General features: G+C 49.1%; 11 protein-coding genes and 6 pseudogenes. 11 read left to right on the top strand and 6 right to left on the bottom strand.

The window, feature by feature from the left end; translation table 11 throughout:
* The first annotated feature begins 73 nt into the window (after positions 1-73).
* The 7 genes and pseudogenes from yddG (at position 74) to CRI63_RS22380 (ending at position 10,330) form a co-directional block, all read left to right on the top strand.
* Complete coding sequence (gene yddG / locus CRI63_RS22350; RefSeq protein WP_135520834.1) at positions 74-955, top strand: aromatic amino acid efflux DMT transporter YddG; 882 nt, start codon at positions 74-76, stop codon at positions 953-955.
* Positions 956-1,233: 278 nt separating this feature from the next.
* Positions 1,234-2,621 (top strand): annotated as a pseudogene (narU, locus tag CRI63_RS22355) (nitrate/nitrite transporter NarU).
* 81 nt (positions 2,622-2,702) lie between these two features.
* Positions 2,703-6,443 carry a nitrate reductase Z subunit alpha gene (gene narZ, locus CRI63_RS22360; RefSeq protein WP_135520836.1) on the top strand — a complete coding sequence of 1,247 codons (3,741 nt, stop codon included), beginning with the start codon at positions 2,703-2,705 and terminating at the stop codon, positions 6,441-6,443.
* Positions 6,440-7,985, top strand: a pseudogene (gene narH / locus CRI63_RS22365) (nitrate reductase subunit beta). The gene narZ and the pseudogene narH overlap by 4 nt, the downstream one beginning before the upstream one ends.
* The gene (gene narW / locus CRI63_RS22370) at positions 7,985-8,680 is read left to right on the top strand and encodes a nitrate reductase molybdenum cofactor assembly chaperone (protein ID WP_135520838.1); all 696 of its coding nucleotides are present in this window, start codon (positions 7,985-7,987) and stop codon (positions 8,678-8,680) included. The pseudogene narH and the gene narW overlap by 1 nt, the downstream one beginning before the upstream one ends.
* On the top strand, positions 8,677-9,357 hold the full coding sequence (gene narI / locus CRI63_RS22375; protein WP_130210515.1) for a respiratory nitrate reductase subunit gamma: 681 nt from the start codon (positions 8,677-8,679) through the stop codon (positions 9,355-9,357). Before narW ends, narI begins: the two co-directional genes overlap by 4 nt.
* Positions 9,358-9,436: 79 nt before the next feature.
* Positions 9,437-10,330, top strand: coding sequence for a PhzF family isomerase (locus CRI63_RS22380; RefSeq protein WP_135520840.1), 894 nt, complete (start codon positions 9,437-9,439; stop codon positions 10,328-10,330).
* A gap of 107 nt (positions 10,331-10,437) precedes the next feature.
* On the opposite strand, the gene nhoA is transcribed toward CRI63_RS22380, so the two are convergent.
* Positions 10,438-11,283: an N-hydroxyarylamine O-acetyltransferase gene (nhoA, locus tag CRI63_RS22385; RefSeq protein WP_135487781.1), complete on the bottom strand. Its 846-nt coding sequence runs from the start codon at positions 11,281-11,283 to the stop codon at positions 10,438-10,440.
* 174 nt (positions 11,284-11,457) lie between these two features.
* On the opposite strand from nhoA, the gene CRI63_RS22390 reads away from it, so the two are divergent.
* Complete coding sequence (locus CRI63_RS22390; protein WP_130217588.1) at positions 11,458-12,027, top strand: flavin reductase family protein; 570 nt, start codon at positions 11,458-11,460, stop codon at positions 12,025-12,027.
* 3 nt (positions 12,028-12,030) lie between these two features.
* Here the strand turns inward: CRI63_RS22390 and pptA are convergent, their stop codons facing one another.
* Positions 12,031-12,258, bottom strand: a complete 228-nt coding sequence (gene pptA / locus CRI63_RS22395; RefSeq protein ID WP_130210863.1) for a tautomerase PptA — start codon at positions 12,256-12,258, stop codon at positions 12,031-12,033.
* 305 nt (positions 12,259-12,563) lie between these two features.
* Here pptA and CRI63_RS22400 point away from each other — a divergent pair, with 305 nt between their 5' ends.
* Positions 12,564-14,540, top strand: coding sequence for an alkyl sulfatase dimerization domain-containing protein (locus tag CRI63_RS22400; RefSeq protein WP_135520842.1), 1,977 nt, complete (start codon positions 12,564-12,566; stop codon positions 14,538-14,540).
* Between the two features lie 103 nt (positions 14,541-14,643).
* Positions 14,644-15,694: pseudogene (locus CRI63_RS22405) on the top strand (membrane-associated sensor domain-containing protein).
* 74 nt (positions 15,695-15,768) lie between these two features.
* Here the strand turns inward: CRI63_RS22405 and CRI63_RS22410 are convergent.
* The 4 genes and pseudogenes from CRI63_RS22410 to CRI63_RS22420 all read right to left on the bottom strand — a co-directional run.
* Positions 15,769-16,318, bottom strand: a pseudogene (locus CRI63_RS22410) (ISAs1 family transposase); the annotation flags it as partial.
* Positions 16,319-16,609: 291 nt separating this feature from the next.
* The gene (locus CRI63_RS22415) at positions 16,610-17,059 is read right to left on the bottom strand and encodes a hypothetical protein (protein ID WP_135520844.1); all 450 of its coding nucleotides are present in this window, start codon (positions 17,057-17,059) and stop codon (positions 16,610-16,612) included.
* Positions 17,046-17,231, bottom strand: a complete 186-nt coding sequence (locus tag CRI63_RS24045) for a hypothetical protein (RefSeq protein WP_167852330.1) — start codon at positions 17,229-17,231, stop codon at positions 17,046-17,048. Before CRI63_RS24045 ends, CRI63_RS22415 begins: the two co-directional genes overlap by 14 nt.
* A gap of 40 nt (positions 17,232-17,271) precedes the next feature.
* Positions 17,272-17,615 (bottom strand): annotated as a pseudogene (locus CRI63_RS22420) (ISAs1 family transposase); the annotation flags it as partial.
* Here CRI63_RS22420 and CRI63_RS22425 point away from each other — a divergent pair.
* Positions 17,606-17,692 (top strand): annotated as a pseudogene (locus CRI63_RS22425) (hypothetical protein); the annotation flags it as partial. The pseudogenes CRI63_RS22420 and CRI63_RS22425 sit on opposite strands and share 10 nt — an antisense overlap.

Here is a 17,692-nt window from a genome sequence, read left to right on the forward strand (position 1 = left end):
TGACAGGCCAGTTAAAAAAAATGCTATAAAATTCAGCTTAATTTTTAACGGCAAGAGAGACAAAACAGCGAGCATGACACGACAAAAAGCAACGCTCATAGGGCTAATAGCGATCGTCCTGTGGAGCACGATGGTAGGATTGATTCGCGGTGTCAGCGAGGGGCTCGGCCCGGTCGGCGGCGCAGCAGCTATTTATTCACTAAGCGGGCTGCTGTTAATATTCACCGTTGGATTCCCGCGCATTCGGCAGATCCCCAAAGGTTATTTACTTGCGGGGAGTTTCTTATTCGTCAGCTATGAAATCTGTCTGGCACTTTCCTTAGGGTATGCAGCAACCCGTCATCAGGCAATTGAAGTAGGCATGGTGAACTATTTATGGCCCAGTCTGACGATACTTTTTGCCATTCTGTTTAATGGCCAGAAAACCAACTGGCTGATTGTACCAGGATTATTATTAGCCCTTGGTGGCGTCTGCTGGGTATTAGGGGGTGAAAATGGCCTCAAGCCGGATGAAATTATCAACAATATCACCACCAGCCCGTTGAGTTATTGCCTGGCTTTTATTGGTGCTTTTATCTGGGCCGCTTATTGCACCGTCACCAATAAATATGCCCGTGGATTTAACGGTATTACCGTATTCGTCCTACTGACAGGAGCAAGTTTGTGGGTTTACTATTTTTTAACGCCGCAACCGGAGATGGTATTTAGCACGCCCGTCATTATAAAACTTATCTCAGCGGCATTTACCTTAGGATTTGCTTACGCGGCGTGGAACATCGGAATTTTACATGGCAACGTCACCATTATGGCAGTCGGTTCGTATTTTACGCCCGTACTTTCCTCAGCGCTTGCAGCCGTGCTGCTCAGTGCTCCGCTATCATTCTCTTTCTGGCAAGGCGCATTGATGGTCTGCGGCGGTTCCCTGCTCTGCTGGCTGGCAACGCGTCAACGATAAGCAAAGGCTACGACAATAAAGCCACGATTCATACGGCAACAAATACGTTTGCCGTATGTTAGTCTAAGAATAAGTAACAAATATGATGCATCACTGTTACATTCAGTAACACATATCCATTCAGATAATCAGCTTTCTCCCCCCGCAGTTTCGCTTTGTTATCTATTCTTTCAATCAGCACTTCACTCTATTTACTCTTAATTCTAATAACGGACCATTGCGTCCAATGTCCTGCCTTGTCTTTTTTTCATTAACAATGTGTGCATGTGAGGAAGAATATGGCACTACAAAATGAGAAAAATAATCGTTACCTTTTGCGCGACTGGAAGCCAGAAAATCCGGCCTTCTGGGAAAATAAAGGAAAACACATTGCCAGAAGAAACCTCTGGATATCAGTAAGTTGTTTACTCCTTGCCTTCTGTGTCTGGATGTTATTTAGCGCAGTTGCCGTTAATCTCAATAAAATCGGCTTTAATTTCACTACCGATCAGCTTTTTTTATTAACCGCCTTACCTTCGTTTCCGGCGCATTATTGCGTGTTCCCTACTCCTTTATGGTGCCTATATTCGGCGGACGCCGTTGGACAGTTTTTAGTACCGCGATTCTGATTATTCCTTGCGTCTGGCTCGGTATTGCTGTGCAAAATCCGAATACCCCTTTTGGGATATTTATTGTTATTGCTTTGCTCTGTGGTTTTGCTGGCGCGAACTTTGCTTCGAGTATGGGAAATATCAGTTTTTTCTTCCCGAAAGCCAAACAAGGCAGTGCATTAGGGATTAATGGCGGGTTGGGGAATTTAGGCGTCAGCGTGATGCAACTGGTTGCGCCGCTGGTGATTTTTGTACCGGTATTTGCTTTTCTTGGCGTCAATGGCGTACCGCAGGCCGATGGTTCTGTGATGTCGCTGGCGAATGCCGCATGGATTTGGGTACCGCTACTGGCGATTGCCACTATCGCCGCCTGGTCAGGGATGAATGATATTGCCAGTTCACGTGCGTCAATTGCTGACCAGTTGCCCGTTTTGCAACGGTTGCATCTGTGGCTGCTGAGTCTGCTCTATCTCGCTACCTTTGGCTCGTTTATCGGTTTTTCCGCCGGATTTGCCATGCTGGCAAAAACACAGTTCCCGGATGTGAATATTCTGCGTCTGGCGTTCTTTGGCCCGTTTATCGGTGCCATCGCGCGGTCGGTGGGTGGTGCTATTTCCGATAAATTTGGCGGCGTGCGGGTGACGCTTATCAACTTCATTTTTATGGCGATTTTCAGCGCCCTGCTGTTCCTTACCCTACCTGGCACGGGTTCCGGCAATTTCATCGCATTTTACGCTGTGTTTATGGGGTTATTCCTTACCGCTGGTTTGGGGAGTGGTTCTACTTTCCAGATGATTGCCGTCATCTTTCGCCAGATAACGGTTTATCGCGTGAAGATGAAAGGCGGCAGCGATGAACAGGCCCAGCGAGAAGCAATCACTGAAACGGCGGCGGCGCTGGGCTTTATTTCGGCCATCGGCGCGGTGGGCGGCTTCTTTATTCCACAAGCATTTGGCATGTCGCTCAATATGACCGGCTCGCCAGTGGGCGCAATGAAAGTGTTTTTAATCTTTTACATCATCTGTGTGCTGCTGACCTGGCTGGTTTATGGTCGGCGGAAGTTCAGCCAAAAATAAGAGATCGATGCCTGGTGTACAACCGTGTCGCATCCGACAAGGCATCAGATCCCAAATCATTCCTGGAGCAGGAGTCATGTCATGAGTAAACTTTTGGATCGCTTTCGCTACTTCAAACAAAAGGGCGAAACCTTTGCCGATGGTCACGGACAGGTGATGCATAGCAACCGCGACTGGGAAGATAGCTATCGCCAGCGTTGGCAATTCGACAAAATCGTGCGTTCCACCCACGGCGTTAACTGCACTGGCTCCTGTAGCTGGAAAATCTACGTTAAAAATGGCCTGGTGACCTGGGAAATCCAGCAGACCGACTACCCGCGCACTCGCCCTGACCTGCCCAATCATGAACCCCGCGGCTGCCCACGCGGCGCAAGTTACTCCTGGTATCTTTACAGCGCTAATCGCCTGAAATACCCGCTAATTCGTAAACGACTGATTGAACTGTGGCGCGAAGCCCTTAAACAGCACAGCGATCCGGTACTGGCGTGGGCATCGATTATGAACGATCCGCAAAAGTGCCTGAGCTACAAACAAGTGCGTGGGCGCGGCGGCTTTATCCGCTCCAACTGGCAGGAACTAAACCAGCTGATTGCCGCTGCTAACGTCTGGACCATCAAAACCTATGGCCCGGATCGCGTTGCCGGATTCTCACCGATTCCGGCGATGTCGATGGTATCTTACGCCGCCGGAACGCGTTATCTGTCGCTGCTTGGCGGCACCTGTTTAAGTTTCTACGACTGGTATTGCGACCTGCCTCCCGCCTCGCCAATGACCTGGGGCGAGCAAACCGACGTGCCGGAATCCGCAGACTGGTATAACTCCAGCTACATCATCGCCTGGGGATCTAACGTACCGCAGACGCGCACGCCAGACGCTCACTTCTTTACCGAAGTGCGTTACAAAGGCACCAAAACTATCGCCATTACCCCTGACTACTCGGAAGTAGCAAAACTGTGCGACCAGTGGCTGGCGCCAAAGCAAGGCACTGATAGCGCGCTGGCGATGGCAATGGGCCATGTGATTTTAAAAGAGTTTCATCTCGATAATCCCAGCGACTACTTTATCAACTACTGCCGCCGCTACAGCGACATGCCGATGCTGGTAATGCTGGAACCACGTGAAGATGGCAGCTATGTTCCCGGGCGTATGATCCGCGCGTCTGACCTGGTGGATGGACTGGGCGAAAGCAACAATCCGCAGTGGAAAACCGTGGCGGTTAATACCGCAGGTGAACTGGTGGTGCCGAACGGTTCGATTGGTTTCCGCTGGGGCGAAAAAGGCAAATGGAATCTGGAATCCATTGCCGCCGGTACGGAAACCGAATTGTCGTTAACCCTGCTCGGTCAACACGACACCGTTGCAGGCGTGGCCTTCCCCTACTTTGGCGGCATTGAAAATCCGCACTTTCGCAGCGTAAAACACGATCCGGTACTGGTGCGTCAATTACCCGTTAAAAACCTGACATTAGCCGATGGCAGCAACTGTCCGGTCGTCAGCGTTTATGATTTGGTACTGGCGAATTACGGCCTCGATCGCGGGCTGGAAGATGAAAACAGCGCGAAAGATTACGCTGAAATCAAACCGTACACCCCAGCCTGGGGTGAGCAAATTACCGGCGTACCGCGCCAGTATATTGAAACCATCGCCCGCGAATTTGCCGATACCGCCCATAAAACGCATGGGCGCTCGATGATTATCCTCGGTGCAGGCGTCAACCACTGGTATCACATGGATATGAACTACCGTGGGATGATCAATATGCTGATCTTCTGCGGTTGTGTCGGGCAAAGCGGCGGCGGCTGGGCGCACTATGTCGGTCAGGAAAAACTGCGCCCACAAACCGGCTGGTTGCCGCTGGCCTTTGCGCTCGACTGGAACCGTCCACCGCGCCAGATGAACAGCACCTCGTTTTTCTACAATCACTCCAGTCAGTGGCGCTATGAAAAAGTCACCGCGCAGGAATTGCTCTCACCGCTCGCCGATGCCAGTAAATACAGCGGTCATCTGATTGATTTCAACGTTCGCGCCGAACGTATGGGCTGGCTACCTTCTGCGCCGCAGCTGGGGCGTAACCCGCTCTCCCTGAAAGCCGAAGCCGACAAGGCCGGATTATCACCCGCCGAATTTACCGCCCAGGCGCTGAAGTCAGGTGAGTTACGCATGGCCTGCGAACAGCCGGACAACGGCAGCAACCATCCGCGTAACCTGTTTGTCTGGCGTTCAAACCTGCTTGGCTCTTCTGGCAAGGGCCACGAGTATATGCAGAAGTATCTGCTGGGTACGGAAAGTGGCATTCAGGGGGAAGAACTTGGACCGACGGAGGGAATCCAACCGGAAGAAGTTGAGTGGCAAACTGCAGCGATTGAAGGCAAGCTGGACCTGCTGGTGACGCTCGACTTCCGTATGTCCAGCACCTGTCTTTTCTCCGATATTGTTCTGCCCACCGCCACCTGGTACGAAAAAGACGATATGAATACCTCGGATATGCATCCGTTTATTCATCCACTTTCTGCGGCGGTCGATCCGGCCTGGGAATCACGCAGCGACTGGGAAATCTACAAAGGTATCGCCAAAGCCTTTTCGCAAGTGTGCGTGGGACATCTCGGCAAAGAAACGGATGTTGTGCTGCAACCGTTGTTACACGACTCTCCGGCAGAGCTCTCCCAGCCGTGTGAAGTGCTCGACTGGCGCAAAGGCGAATGCGACCTGATCCCGGGTAAAACCGCGCCGAATATTGTGGCGGTGGAACGCGACTACCCTGCTACCTATGAACGCTTTACCTCGCTCGGGCCACTGATGGATAAACTTGGCAACGGCGGTAAAGGGATTTCGTGGAATACCCAGGATGAAATCGATTTCCTCGGCAAACTCAATTACACCAAACGCGATGGCCCGGCGCAGGGGCGTCCGCTGATTGACACCGCCATTGATGCATCAGAAGTCATTCTGGCGCTGGCACCGGAAACCAACGGCCATGTGGCGGTCAAAGCGTGGCAGGCGCTGGGCGAAATCACCGGACGCGAACATACCCATCTGGCGCTGCACAAAGAGGACGAGAAGATTCGCTTTCGCGATATTCAGGCGCAGCCGCGTAAAATTATCTCCAGCCCCACCTGGTCCGGTCTGGAAAGCGATCACGTCTCCTACAACGCCGGATACACCAACGTCCACGAGTTAATTCCGTGGCGCACGCTGTCGGGCCGTCAGCAGCTGTATCAGGATCATCCGTGGATGCGTGCCTTCGGTGAAAGTCTGGTGGCTTATCGCCCGCCTATCGACACCCGCAGCGTCAGTGAAATGCGCCAGATCCCACCAAACGGCTTCCCGGAAAAAGCACTTAACTTCCTGACGCCGCACCAGAAATGGGGCATTCACTCTACCTACAGTGAAAACCTGCTGATGCTGACGCTCTCGCGCGGCGGGCCGATTGTCTGGATCAGCGAAACCGATGCCCGTGAACTGACCATTGTCGATAACGACTGGGTGGAAGTGTTTAACGCCAACGGCGCGCTGACAGCTCGTGCGGTTGTTAGCCAGCGCGTACCGCCGGGCATGACCATGATGTATCACGCCCAGGAACGCATTATGAATATCCCCGGCTCGGAAGTAACCGGCATGCGCGGCGGCATTCATAACTCGGTCACCCGCGTTTGCCCGAAACCGACGCATATGATTGGCGGTTACGCGCAGCTGGCCTGGGGCTTCAACTACTACGGCACCGTCGGCTCGAACCGCGACGAATTTATCATGATCCGCAAGATGAAGAACGTTAACTGGCTGGATGATGAAGGTCGCGATCAGGTACAGGAGGCGAAAAAATGAAAATACGTTCGCAAGTCGGCATGGTGCTTAACCTCGATAAATGTATCGGCTGCCATACCTGTTCGGTGACCTGCAAAAACGTCTGGACCGGACGCGAGGGCATGGAGTACGCATGGTTTAACAACGTCGAAACCAAACCGGGCATTGGTTACCCGAAAAACTGGGAAGATCAGGAAGAGTGGCAAGGCGGCTGGGTCCGCGATGTCAACGGTAAGATCCGTCCGCGTCGTGGGCAGCAAGATGGGCGTGATTACCAAAATTTTCGCCAACCCGGTCGTCCCGCAGATTGACGATTACTACGAACCTTTCACCTTCGACTACGAACATTTGCATAGCGCGCCGGAAGGTAAACATATTCCTACTGCTCGCCCGCGTTCACTGATTGACGGCAAACGGATGGACAAAGTGATCTGGGGGCCAAACTGGGAAGAACTGCTGGGCGGCGAGTTTGAAAAACGCGCCCGCGACCGCAACTTCGAGGCCATGCAAAAGGAGATGTACGGGCAGTTTGAAAACACTTTCATGATGTACCTGCCTCGCCTGTGCGAACACTGCCTCAATCCCAGCTGCGTGGCGACCTGCCCAAGCGGCGCTATCTACAAACGCGAAGAAGACGGCATTGTGCTGATCGATCAGGATAAATGCCGTGGCTGGCGTTTGTGCATTAGCGGTTGTCCGTACAAAAAAATCTACTTCAACTGGAAAAGCGGTAAGTCAGAAAAATGTATCTTCTGTTACCCACGAATTGAGTCAGGCCAACCCACCGTGTGCTCAGAAACCTGCGTGGGTCGCATCCGGTATCTTGGCGTGCTGCTTTACGACGCCGACCGCATTGAGGAAGCGGCGAGCACCGAGCGTGAAGTTGATCTCTATGAGCGCCAGTGCGAAGTATTCCTCGATCCGCACGATCCCTCAGTGATCGAGGAAGCCCTGAAACAAGGTATCCCGCAAAATGTGATTGAAGCTGCCCAGCGTTCGCCAGTCTACAAAATGGCGATGGACTGGAAACTGGCGCTACCGCTGCACCCTGAATATCGCACCCTGCCGATGGTCTGGTACGTTCCTCCGTTGTCGCCGATTCAGTCCTACGCTGATGCGGGCGGTTTGCCGAAAAGCGAAGGCGTGCTCCCCGCCATCGAAAGCCTGCGTATTCCGGTGCAATATCTCGCCAATATGTTGAGTGCCGGCGATACCGGCCCGGTACTGCGGGCGCTAAAAAGGATGATGGCGATGCGCCACTATATGCGCTCACAAACCGTGGAAGGCGTAACGGATACCCGTGCCATCGACGAAGTGGGTTTGAGCGTCGCTCAGGTCGAAGATATGTATCGCTATCTCGCTATCGCCAACTATGAAGATCGTTTTGTCATTCCGACCAGCCATCGTGAAATGGCGGGCGATGCCTTCGCAGAACGCAACGGCTGCGGCTTTACTTTTGGCGACGGTTGCCACGGCTCGGACAGCAAATTCAACCTGTTCAATAGTAGCCGGATTGATGCCATCGACATTACCGAAGTACGCAATAAAGCGGAGGGCGAATAATGCAGATCCTCAAGGTGATCGGCCTGTTGATGGAGTATCCGGACGAGCTGTTATGGGAATGCAAGGAGGACGCGCTGGTGTTGATCCGCCGCGACGCGCCGATGCTTACGGATTTCACCCGTAACCTGCTTAACGCGCCGCTGCTGGATAAACAGGCCGAATGGTGCGAAGTGTTTGACCGTGGACGTACCACATCGCTGCTGCTGTTCGAACATGTTCATGCCGAGTCCCGCGATCGAGGCCAGGCAATGGTGAACCTGCTGGCGGAGTATGAAAAGGTCGGTCTGCAACTGGATTGTCGGGAACTGCCTGATTATCTGCCGCTGTATCTGGAGTATTTAAGCGTACTGCCGGACGACCAGGCGAAAGAAGGGTTACTCAACGTTGCGCCGATCCTCACCCTGCTTGGCGGACGCTTAAAACAACGCGAGGCACCGTGGTATTCGTTGTTTGACGCCCTGTTGCATCTGGCGGGAAGTACACTTTCAAGTGACAGTGTCACTAAACAGATTCGCAGCGAAGAGCGCGATGACACCCGTCAGGCGCTGGATGCGGTGTGGGAAGAGGAACAGGTGAAGTTTATTGAAGATAACGCCACGGCGTGTGACAGCTCGCCGCTCAATCAATATCAGCGACGCTTTAGCCAGGATGTCGCGCCGCAGTATGTCGACATCAGCGCGGGAGGTGGGAAATGATTCAGTATCTGAACGTCTTTTTTTACGATATCTACCCGTACTTGTGTGGCACGGTTTTTATCCTTGGAAGCTGGCTGCGCTACGATTACGGGCAGTATAGCTGGCGCGCCGCCTCCAGCCAGATGCTGGATAAACGCGGGATGGTGCTGTGGTCGAACTTGTTCCATATCGGCATTCTGGGGATCTTCTTCGGTCATCTGTTTGGCATGTTAACGCCGCACTGGATGTACGCGTGGTTTCTGCCGGTGGCGGTAAAACAACAGATGGCGATGGTGCTCGGTGGTATTTGCGGTGTATTAACGTTGATTGGCGGTGCGGGGCTGCTGGTGCGTCGTTTAACAAATCCGCGTATCAGGGCGACGTCTTCTGGTGCGGATATCCTGATCCTCGCCATCTTGTTAATTCAGTGCATTCTTGGGTTAACCACCATTCCCTTTTCAGCACAACATCCGGACGGCAGTGAAATGATGAAGCTGGTGGGATGGGCACAAAGCATCGTCACTTTCCAGGGCGGTGCATCGACGCATCTTGATGGCGTAGCTTATATCTTTCGCGTTCATCTGGTATTGGGAATGACTATCTTCCTGCTCTTCCCGTTCACCCGACTGGTGCATGTCTGGAGCGCGCCGTTTGAGTACTTTACTCGTCGGTATCAGATTGTGCGTTCGCGGCGATAATCATTACCCTGGCCGGATAGCCCTTCGCTCTCCGGCCTGTTGCAGGCTATGATAGTTCTCCAGCCACAGGAGAACGTTAATGAAACCGCAGGTTTACCACGTCGATGCTTTTACCTCTCAACCGTTTCGCGGCAATTCTGCCGGTGTTGTTTTCCCTGCCGATAATCTTAGCGAAGCGCAAATGCAACTTATCGCCCGCGAGTTAGGGCATTCGGAAACTGCGTTTCTGCTGCACAGCGACGACAGCGATGTGCACATCCGCTACTTTACGCCAACAGTTGAAGTGCCGATTTGCGGTCACGCGACCGTGGCAGCACATTATGTACGTTCGAAGGTATTAGGTTTGGGAAATTGCACGGTCTGGCAAACGTCGCTGGCAGGAAAACACCGCGTGACTATCGAAAAGCACAACGATGATTATCGTATTTCGCTGGAACAAGGTTCTCCTGGCTTTGAGCCACCGCTGGAAGGTGAAACACGTGCGGCGATTATCAACGCGCTTCATCTCACTGAAGACGATATTCTGCCAGGCTTGCCAATTCAGGTCGCAACAACAGGACACTCAAAAGTGATGATTCCGCTGAAACCAGAAGTGGATATCGACGCCCTTTCGCCTGACCTTGCTGCGCTGACCGCTATCAGCAAACAGATTGGCTGCAATGGTTTCTTTCCCTTCCAGATCCGTCCGGGCAAAAACGAAACCGATGGTCGCATGTTCTCGCCTGCGATTGGTATTGTGGAAGATCCGGTGACCGGCAATGCCAATGGTCCGATGGGTGCATGGTTGGTACATCACAACGTATTGCCCCACGATGGCAGCATGTTGCGTGTTAAAGGCCATCAGGGGCGCGCATTGGGTCGTGATGGAGTGATTGATGTAACGGTGACAATTCGCGATAACCAGCCGGAGAATGTCACCATTTCTGGCTCGGCGGTGATTCTTTTCCATGCTGAATGGGCAATTGAACTCTGAAACCGTTGCAATAGATGGCAGAAAAACAAATTGCCTGATGCGCTTCGCTTATCAGCCTACAACCGCCGGATAAGGCGTTTACGCCGCATCCGGCACTCTGGCACAAACTATTTCCCCGCCTCCGGATGTGTATCAAACGCCGCCATCACCAACGCTAACTCATCCACAGTAAATCCATGTTTCGCATCATCCACGCCCAGTCCAAACTGCTCCTGCATCACCGCATACAACGACACCACATCCGGTAGATTTAGCTGCTCCACTGCATGTCCATTTTCATAATGGGTGAAATGAAAATTGGTCAGTGTCAGCTTGCCACCGTCCGGCAAATGGCGGCACATTAACAAATGATGGCGAAAATGCGATTGCGGCCAGTGCGCCGACCAGAAATTACCCATCACATAATCGCTTTGTTGCTGCTCGCAGAGATCAAAACGGTACATCGACTGCCAGTGCTGATGATGATTAAACTGCAAAACCCAGTCGTCCCCTTCCTGTAACAGCCGATATTCGCCATGTGGCGTTGTTTGCGCGATATCCGGCACTAAACGGATTGGCGCGGTCAGCGTCTGACCACCAAAACCAACGTCGGCAATCCATTGTTCACCTTCCAGTTCTACCAACAGCAAACGATGCGTGCGCGGCGGTAAGGATGGTGGATTAGATAACACTACGCGCCCTAACAGACTACGTACATGAAAACCCAGCTCGCGTAATACCCGCTCAAACACGCCATTCTGTTCAAAGCAATAACCGCCACGCCGGGCGAACACCAATTTCTCTTCCAGAGATTGATCATCAAGCTGCATTTCCCTCGGCAGCAGAACATCAAGATTTTCAAATGGAATGGTGCAATTGTGTTTCAGGTGTAATGCACGAAGCGTATCGATATTGACCGCAGCAGCTCCCGACCAGTTAATGCGGGCAAAATAATGATTCAGAATGGGCGTCATCAGGCGTTTCCGTTAGTGGTTTTATCAACTTATAACCTGGAATAGGCGCCGCACAGGCTATTTTGTGCGATCGCGGACATGCATCACGTTCGCAAATCGCCGATCCCGTTAATTTCGTTGCTTATTGCGTTACGAGCTACGCTTTTAAAACAACCTTCTTAGCGAGGCGATACCGTGAGCCGATTCATCCCCGTAGAATTACACCATGCCAGCCGTCTGTTAAATCATGGCCCTACTGTCCTGATCACCAGTTTAGATGAGCAATCCCAGCGGCGTAACATTATGGCTGCGGCCTGGTCGATGCCGGTGGAGTTTGAACCGCCACGCGTGGCGATTGTGGTAGATAAATCGACATGGACGAGGGAGTTGATTGAGCGTAACGGTAAATTTGGCATCGTTATCCCAGGCGTTGCAGCGACTAACTGGACGTGGGCAGTGGGAAGTGTATCTGGGCGTGAAGAAGATAAATTTAATTGCTATGGCATTCCGGTGGTGAAAGGTCCGGTGCTTGGTTTGCCTCTGGTTGAAGAAAAATGTCTGGCGTGGATGGAGTGCCGATTGCTACCAGCGACTTCCGCGCAAGAGAAATACGACACGCTGTTCGGCGAAGTGGTATCAGCAGCGGCAGACGCACGGGTATTTGTCGAAGGCCGCTGGCAGTTTGATGATGATAAGCTCAATACACTACATCATTTAGGTGCTGGCACGTTTGTTACCAGCGGCAAGCGTGTTACGGCTGGTTAAGCATTACATGCTGTAACCAGGTTTCTTTATCAAGGCATCCATTTGGGGCGCAATTTCGGCGTCCCAGATAGCTTGCCATGATTCTGGTTGAATCTGCTGTAGCGCAATGCTTATCGAACTGTCTTTACTGTTCAGATGGCGAATAATAACGTCGGTAATATCTGCAGCAAGCGCAGCTTTTTGTTGCTCGTCCAGTTCACGCGGAAAACATTTAATGTCTATGTGCGGCATGATTGTGCTCCTTTTGAAAGATGTCAGTAAAATTAACACACGTTGTGAATGTCGTGTGTCCGGTAATGCGTTTTTACAGCAATAATGCCTACTTGAAATTGTACATATTTGTACTACACACTTTTAAATAAAGCGCCAATGAAAACGTTAACTTACAGAATATATTCTTCGCCAACATGCCATTAAGAAAACATCAAGTTCCCGGCTTGCCAATTTGTTAACGCCCATTATAGTTATTCTTGCCCTCACTAAAAATTTTCATCCGTAATTACCCCCAATAAAAATCCATTCTGGAGACACTTAAGATGCAGCTTAATCATATTGTTAAAAGTCTGCTAATAACGGGATTATTCACCACCAGTTCCTTACCTCTCCTCGCGGCGGAAGCCCCTAAAAACGCCACCGCAGCCACGCAGCAAGCAAACAATTTACTCTATAACCAGTTGCCGTTTTCCGATAACACTGACTTTACTGATGCCCATAAAGGTTTTATTGCCCCTATTCCTCAGGACGTGATTAAGGGCGAACAAGGAAATGTTATCTGGGATCCACAACAATACGCTTTTATCAAAGAAGGCGATAAAGCCCCTGATACGGTGAATCCAAGTTTATGGCGTCAGGCGCAACTGATAAATATCAGCGGATTATTTGAAGTGACTGAAGGTGTCTATCAGATTCGTAACCTTGATTTATCAAATATGACCATCATTGAAGGCAAAGAGGGTATTACCGTCGTTGATCCACTTGTTTCAGCAGAAACAGCCAAAGTTGGGATGGATCTCTATTACAAAAATCGCGGCCAGAAACCGGTAGTGGCGGTTATCTACACACACAGTCATGTCGATCACTACGGTGGTGTTCGCGGCGTAATTGATGAAGCTGACGTTAAATCAGGCAAAGTTAAAATCTATGCGCCAGCCGGATTTTTGGAGGAGGCCGTTTCCGAAAATATTATGGCTGGCAATGTGATGAGCCGACGAGCCAGTTATATGTATGGCAACTTATTGAAACCTGATGTTAAAGGCCAGGTCGGCGCGGGACTGGGAACAACCACTTCAGCAGGAACGGTCACGTTGATTGCTCCTACTGACTACATCACCAAAACCGGGCAAAAAGAAACTATTGACGGGTTGACCTATGATTTTCTGATGGCGCCAGGTTCCGAAGCGCCTTCTGAAATGCTGTGGTTTATTGAAGAAAAGAAACTGATCGAAACAGCAGAAGATGTCACGCACACCCTTCACAACACTTATTCGCTGCGTGGTGCCAAAATTCGCCAACCGCTGCCGTGGTCAAAATATATTAACGAAGCGCTCAATTTATGGGGTGATAAAGCCGAGATTATTCTCGCTCAACATCACTGGCCAACCTGGGGCAATGATAACGTGGTCAAACTGCTTAAAAGCCAGCGTGATTTGTATCGCTACATCAATGATCAAACTCTGCGTATGGCAAATCAGGGGATGACCCGTGATGAAATTGCCGCAAACTTTAAACTGCCCTCTTCACTGGCTAACACCTGGGCGAATCGCGGCTATTACGGTTCGGTGAGCCATGATGTGAAAGCAACTTATGTGCTTTATCTCGGCTGGTTTGATGGTAACCCCGCAACGCTTGATGAACTGCCGCCAGAAGAAGGCGCAAAGAAATTTGTCGAGTATATGGGCGGTGCTGATGCCATTTTACAAAAAGCCAAACAGGATTATGACCAGGGTAATTTCCGCTGGGTTGCTCAGGTTGTCAGTAAGGTGGTGTTTGCGGATCCAAACAACCAGGCAGCGAGAAATCTGGAAGCTGATGCGCTTGAGCAGTTAGGCTATCAGGCTGAATCTGGGCCGTGGCGTAATTTCTATCTCACTGGCGCACAGGAATTGCGTAACGGCGTACAAAAATTACCAACACCAAATACTGCCAGCCCTGACACTGTGCGTGCAATGACGCCAGAGATGTTCTTTGATTATCTTGCCGTCCATATTAATGGTGAGAAAGCGGCAGACGCCAAAGCCGTGTTGAATTTCGATTTTGGTGAAGATGGCGGCACCTATAAAGTGGAGCTTGAAAATGGTGTTCTCAATCATAGCGCTGGTGTAGAGGCTTCGGATGCTGATGCCACTATCACTCTGTCTCGTGATGTATTGAACAAAATTGTATTGAAAGAAGAGACGCTGAAAGAAGCCACAGACAAAGGAGATGTCAAAATTACCGGCAATGCGGAAAAACTCAACGAGCTGTTAGATTATATGGATAATTTTGAGTTTTGGTTCAATATAGTGACACCATAAACTCAGTATAAATTGGGCAGGTTTCCTGCCCTTTTCTGGTTATAAGAAATGGTTTCTGATAAAAGAAAAAAACGCCCATTGTTCGTGGAAAAATCGCCAGGATATGGTTATTCGCGGAATGTCGATTAGCCTGCCGTGGTTTGCCTTGATTAACATCTGTTTTTCATCGATGATTTTGCTGCGTGGTATTTTGTTTAATGAAGACATGACTTCAGGGTTTAATGAGAAAAACCTTGTACATACTATTGATATTTCATCTTTCGGCATTCTACTGATTAGTGGCCTTTTATTGCTCATCTCCCGAAAAAAAAGTGCTGTATATTCAGCAACTATTGGTCATTCTCAGCCTGTTATGGTCATGGTGTTGCTTTTATTTCATTGCACACTGGACGTTACCTTTTGCTTATCCTCTGTGTGTATTATTAATGCTTAGTGCCGTTGTTGCGCTGTATTTTCACACGCCATCATTACTCGCATTTATCACTCCATTATGGTTTAGCATCCCGTTAGCCAGTCTTGTTCTCAATCAGCATGTGAATGTTCATTTCGCTGTTATCTGGAGCCTTTTTTCACTGGCGCTATATGGTGGGCGACTTATTTTGTTACGTTGGTTTGAAGAAGCATGGCAACAAAACAAGTACAACAACCAGTTAATTAATCGCCTCGATGCATTAGCACATCGTGATCCTTTAACTGGGATAGCAAACCGACGTGCAATGAACAGTATCTTACACGACGCGATAGATAACGGCGGGTCATTTGCTCTCATTATGTTGGATGTCGATTTTTTTAAACGCTACAACGACACCTACGGGCACCCAGCGGGTGATAAATGTTTGATACAAGTTGCCGACGCCCTGCAACGCGCAATACGCCAGCCTGAAGATATAGTCGCTCGTTATGGTGGCGAAGAGTTTGCCATCCTACTTTTTAATGCAACGTTGCCGGAAGCTGAGGCGGTAGCAGCCAGAGTGAAGCAAGAACTTAAACTGGCAGCTATCCCGCATCAGGCATCTGCTGTTAGTGCATTTGTTACGGTTAGTCAGGGGATTGCCTGTTCTGCTCCCTCAAAAACGGCTGAACAAATTGTTTCAGATGCCGACGCCGCGTTATACCGGGCGAAAGAAAATGGGCGAAATCGATGGGCTTTATAAGCATTAGGGGACTGGACAGATTACGTCTCTCCGCTCTTAACAAGGGCTGACGGGTGGTAATATTTGTCCAGAGCTATCTTCTCTGCGATGTCTTTCTGGCATTCATTGGAGCGGTGGTGATTATTTTTCCTTTAATGCCCATCATGTTAAGACGTTCAGAAATCACATAATCTCATTGGATTTTTCATCCGTCTTGATCTTCCCGAAGACCAGACTGTGCATTGTTGAGAATGCAATAATAACGAGAGTCGCTCCCCTGCGACGACTTTTATCCTAAGAGTGCCGAAGTGTTTTTCCATCAATTGCGATGACGTCTTTATCATCTGAAGAGTGACATTCACGCATCCAGTTAATAAAACACTCGCGAAATTTTACAGGACTGATACAGGATACAACTCTGGCAATGGTATCGTGAACAGGAATACCATTTTCAAAATCACCATATTGCTTCAAAAAATCGAGATGTGTTTCCCCAAAATCCTCTATATCTTCCCATCCTTCTGCACCAGAAATAACGGCGCAAATAGTCAACAGTAGAATATCAGACAATTTATGTTCCACTTTCCAGACTTGTCTGTAATCGGGGATAATAGAAATATGTCCCATCAACTTTTTAAGTTCTATTTTGTTCTCCTTAATTATGTAAGGAGTATTTGATCATGTATAAGCAATGAAAAACAGCTTTAGGTAATAAGGAATATCTCAATTTTTAAACATAAAATGCGAATTATTTAGTACAAAAAGTGTACTTCTGATGATCTTTCCCTGGGATACGCAATCTACCCATTTAGCGAATTGTACCATCAACGTCAACTATAAATGTTCAAAATCATAGTGTTATACCATTATGACTTGTTGTCATCTATTAATAAATTCATTAGGAGATAATTTATCTTATCTATTTATTATAAGCAATTATCTGGTTACAATAAAAAAGCACTCCTCATAAGAGAAAAGAAAATACTTATTTTGAGGTGTGATAATTATAGTTGTCTCATCTGATGGTAAAAAATAATAATTCCAATATTTCTGTAAAAGAGAATATGGAGTTATACATAGATGTTTCTCACCAAAGAATAAAAAAACAGATTGAGGACAGTCAGATAATTCATTAAATCTCGAGAATAAATCATCAGCCGATTCCTTTATGTCGAAATCGACATCGCAATATTCTATATTCGAGAATACTTTCATATCCATTCTCATCAGATGTTTCACATTTGGTGAGACAAACATAGACCAAAGAATTTTACTCTGTTCTTTATTAAAGAATATTATATCTCCGCACTGAACAGCTTGCATTAGTTCAGAGCAATTCTCAAAACGCCATATTTCAAAAAATTCTTCATATTCAGAAAAAGACATGGCCTCTTCCTCCGCTAGATTTTCCCGATTCCCAATCTTTCCATTTGACATGGGGTATGTCATCTTCAGGTGCATTTTGCGTATTTGATTCATTTGGATGAACTTCATATCCTTTCTTGTAAGACTCACCCATCTCATTATAGGGATCGCTAGGAGCACCTTGTCTTTGCATACGTCCACGGCCCTGACTAATAAGATCTACCAGGGCAAGATTACGAAAGCCCGCTCCCCGCAAGGACTGACGCCAGGTAGTTTCTGTCCATGGCTGCTTTTCGCATCTTACGTCTTAACCCTGCCTTGAATACCTTATCATTCGTCAAAATATTAATAGCAATGTGCCGTATCCCTGAAAATAATTCTGCTGCATTTCCTCTTCTTATTTTGCAGTCGTCTTCATTCATTACCACGTCCAGACGCCAGTGCAGCTTATTCTCCACGTGCCAGTGATTTCGGATCGCTGTGGCGAACTTCTCAGCGGTTAAATCAGCAGAACTGATATAATATCTGACCGTCATTTCTGCTCTTTCTTTTGTTCTGCTATTATGGACCGAAAAGAGTCACGGCAGAGAAGAGATCCGTCTTCATATTGTTTGCGATGTCCCTGATGAACTTATTGATTTCACGTTTGAATGG

Origin of the sequence: Escherichia sp. E2661 (assembly GCF_004745185.1) — a bacterium.
Lineage (GTDB): Bacteria > Pseudomonadota > Gammaproteobacteria > Enterobacterales > Enterobacteriaceae > Escherichia.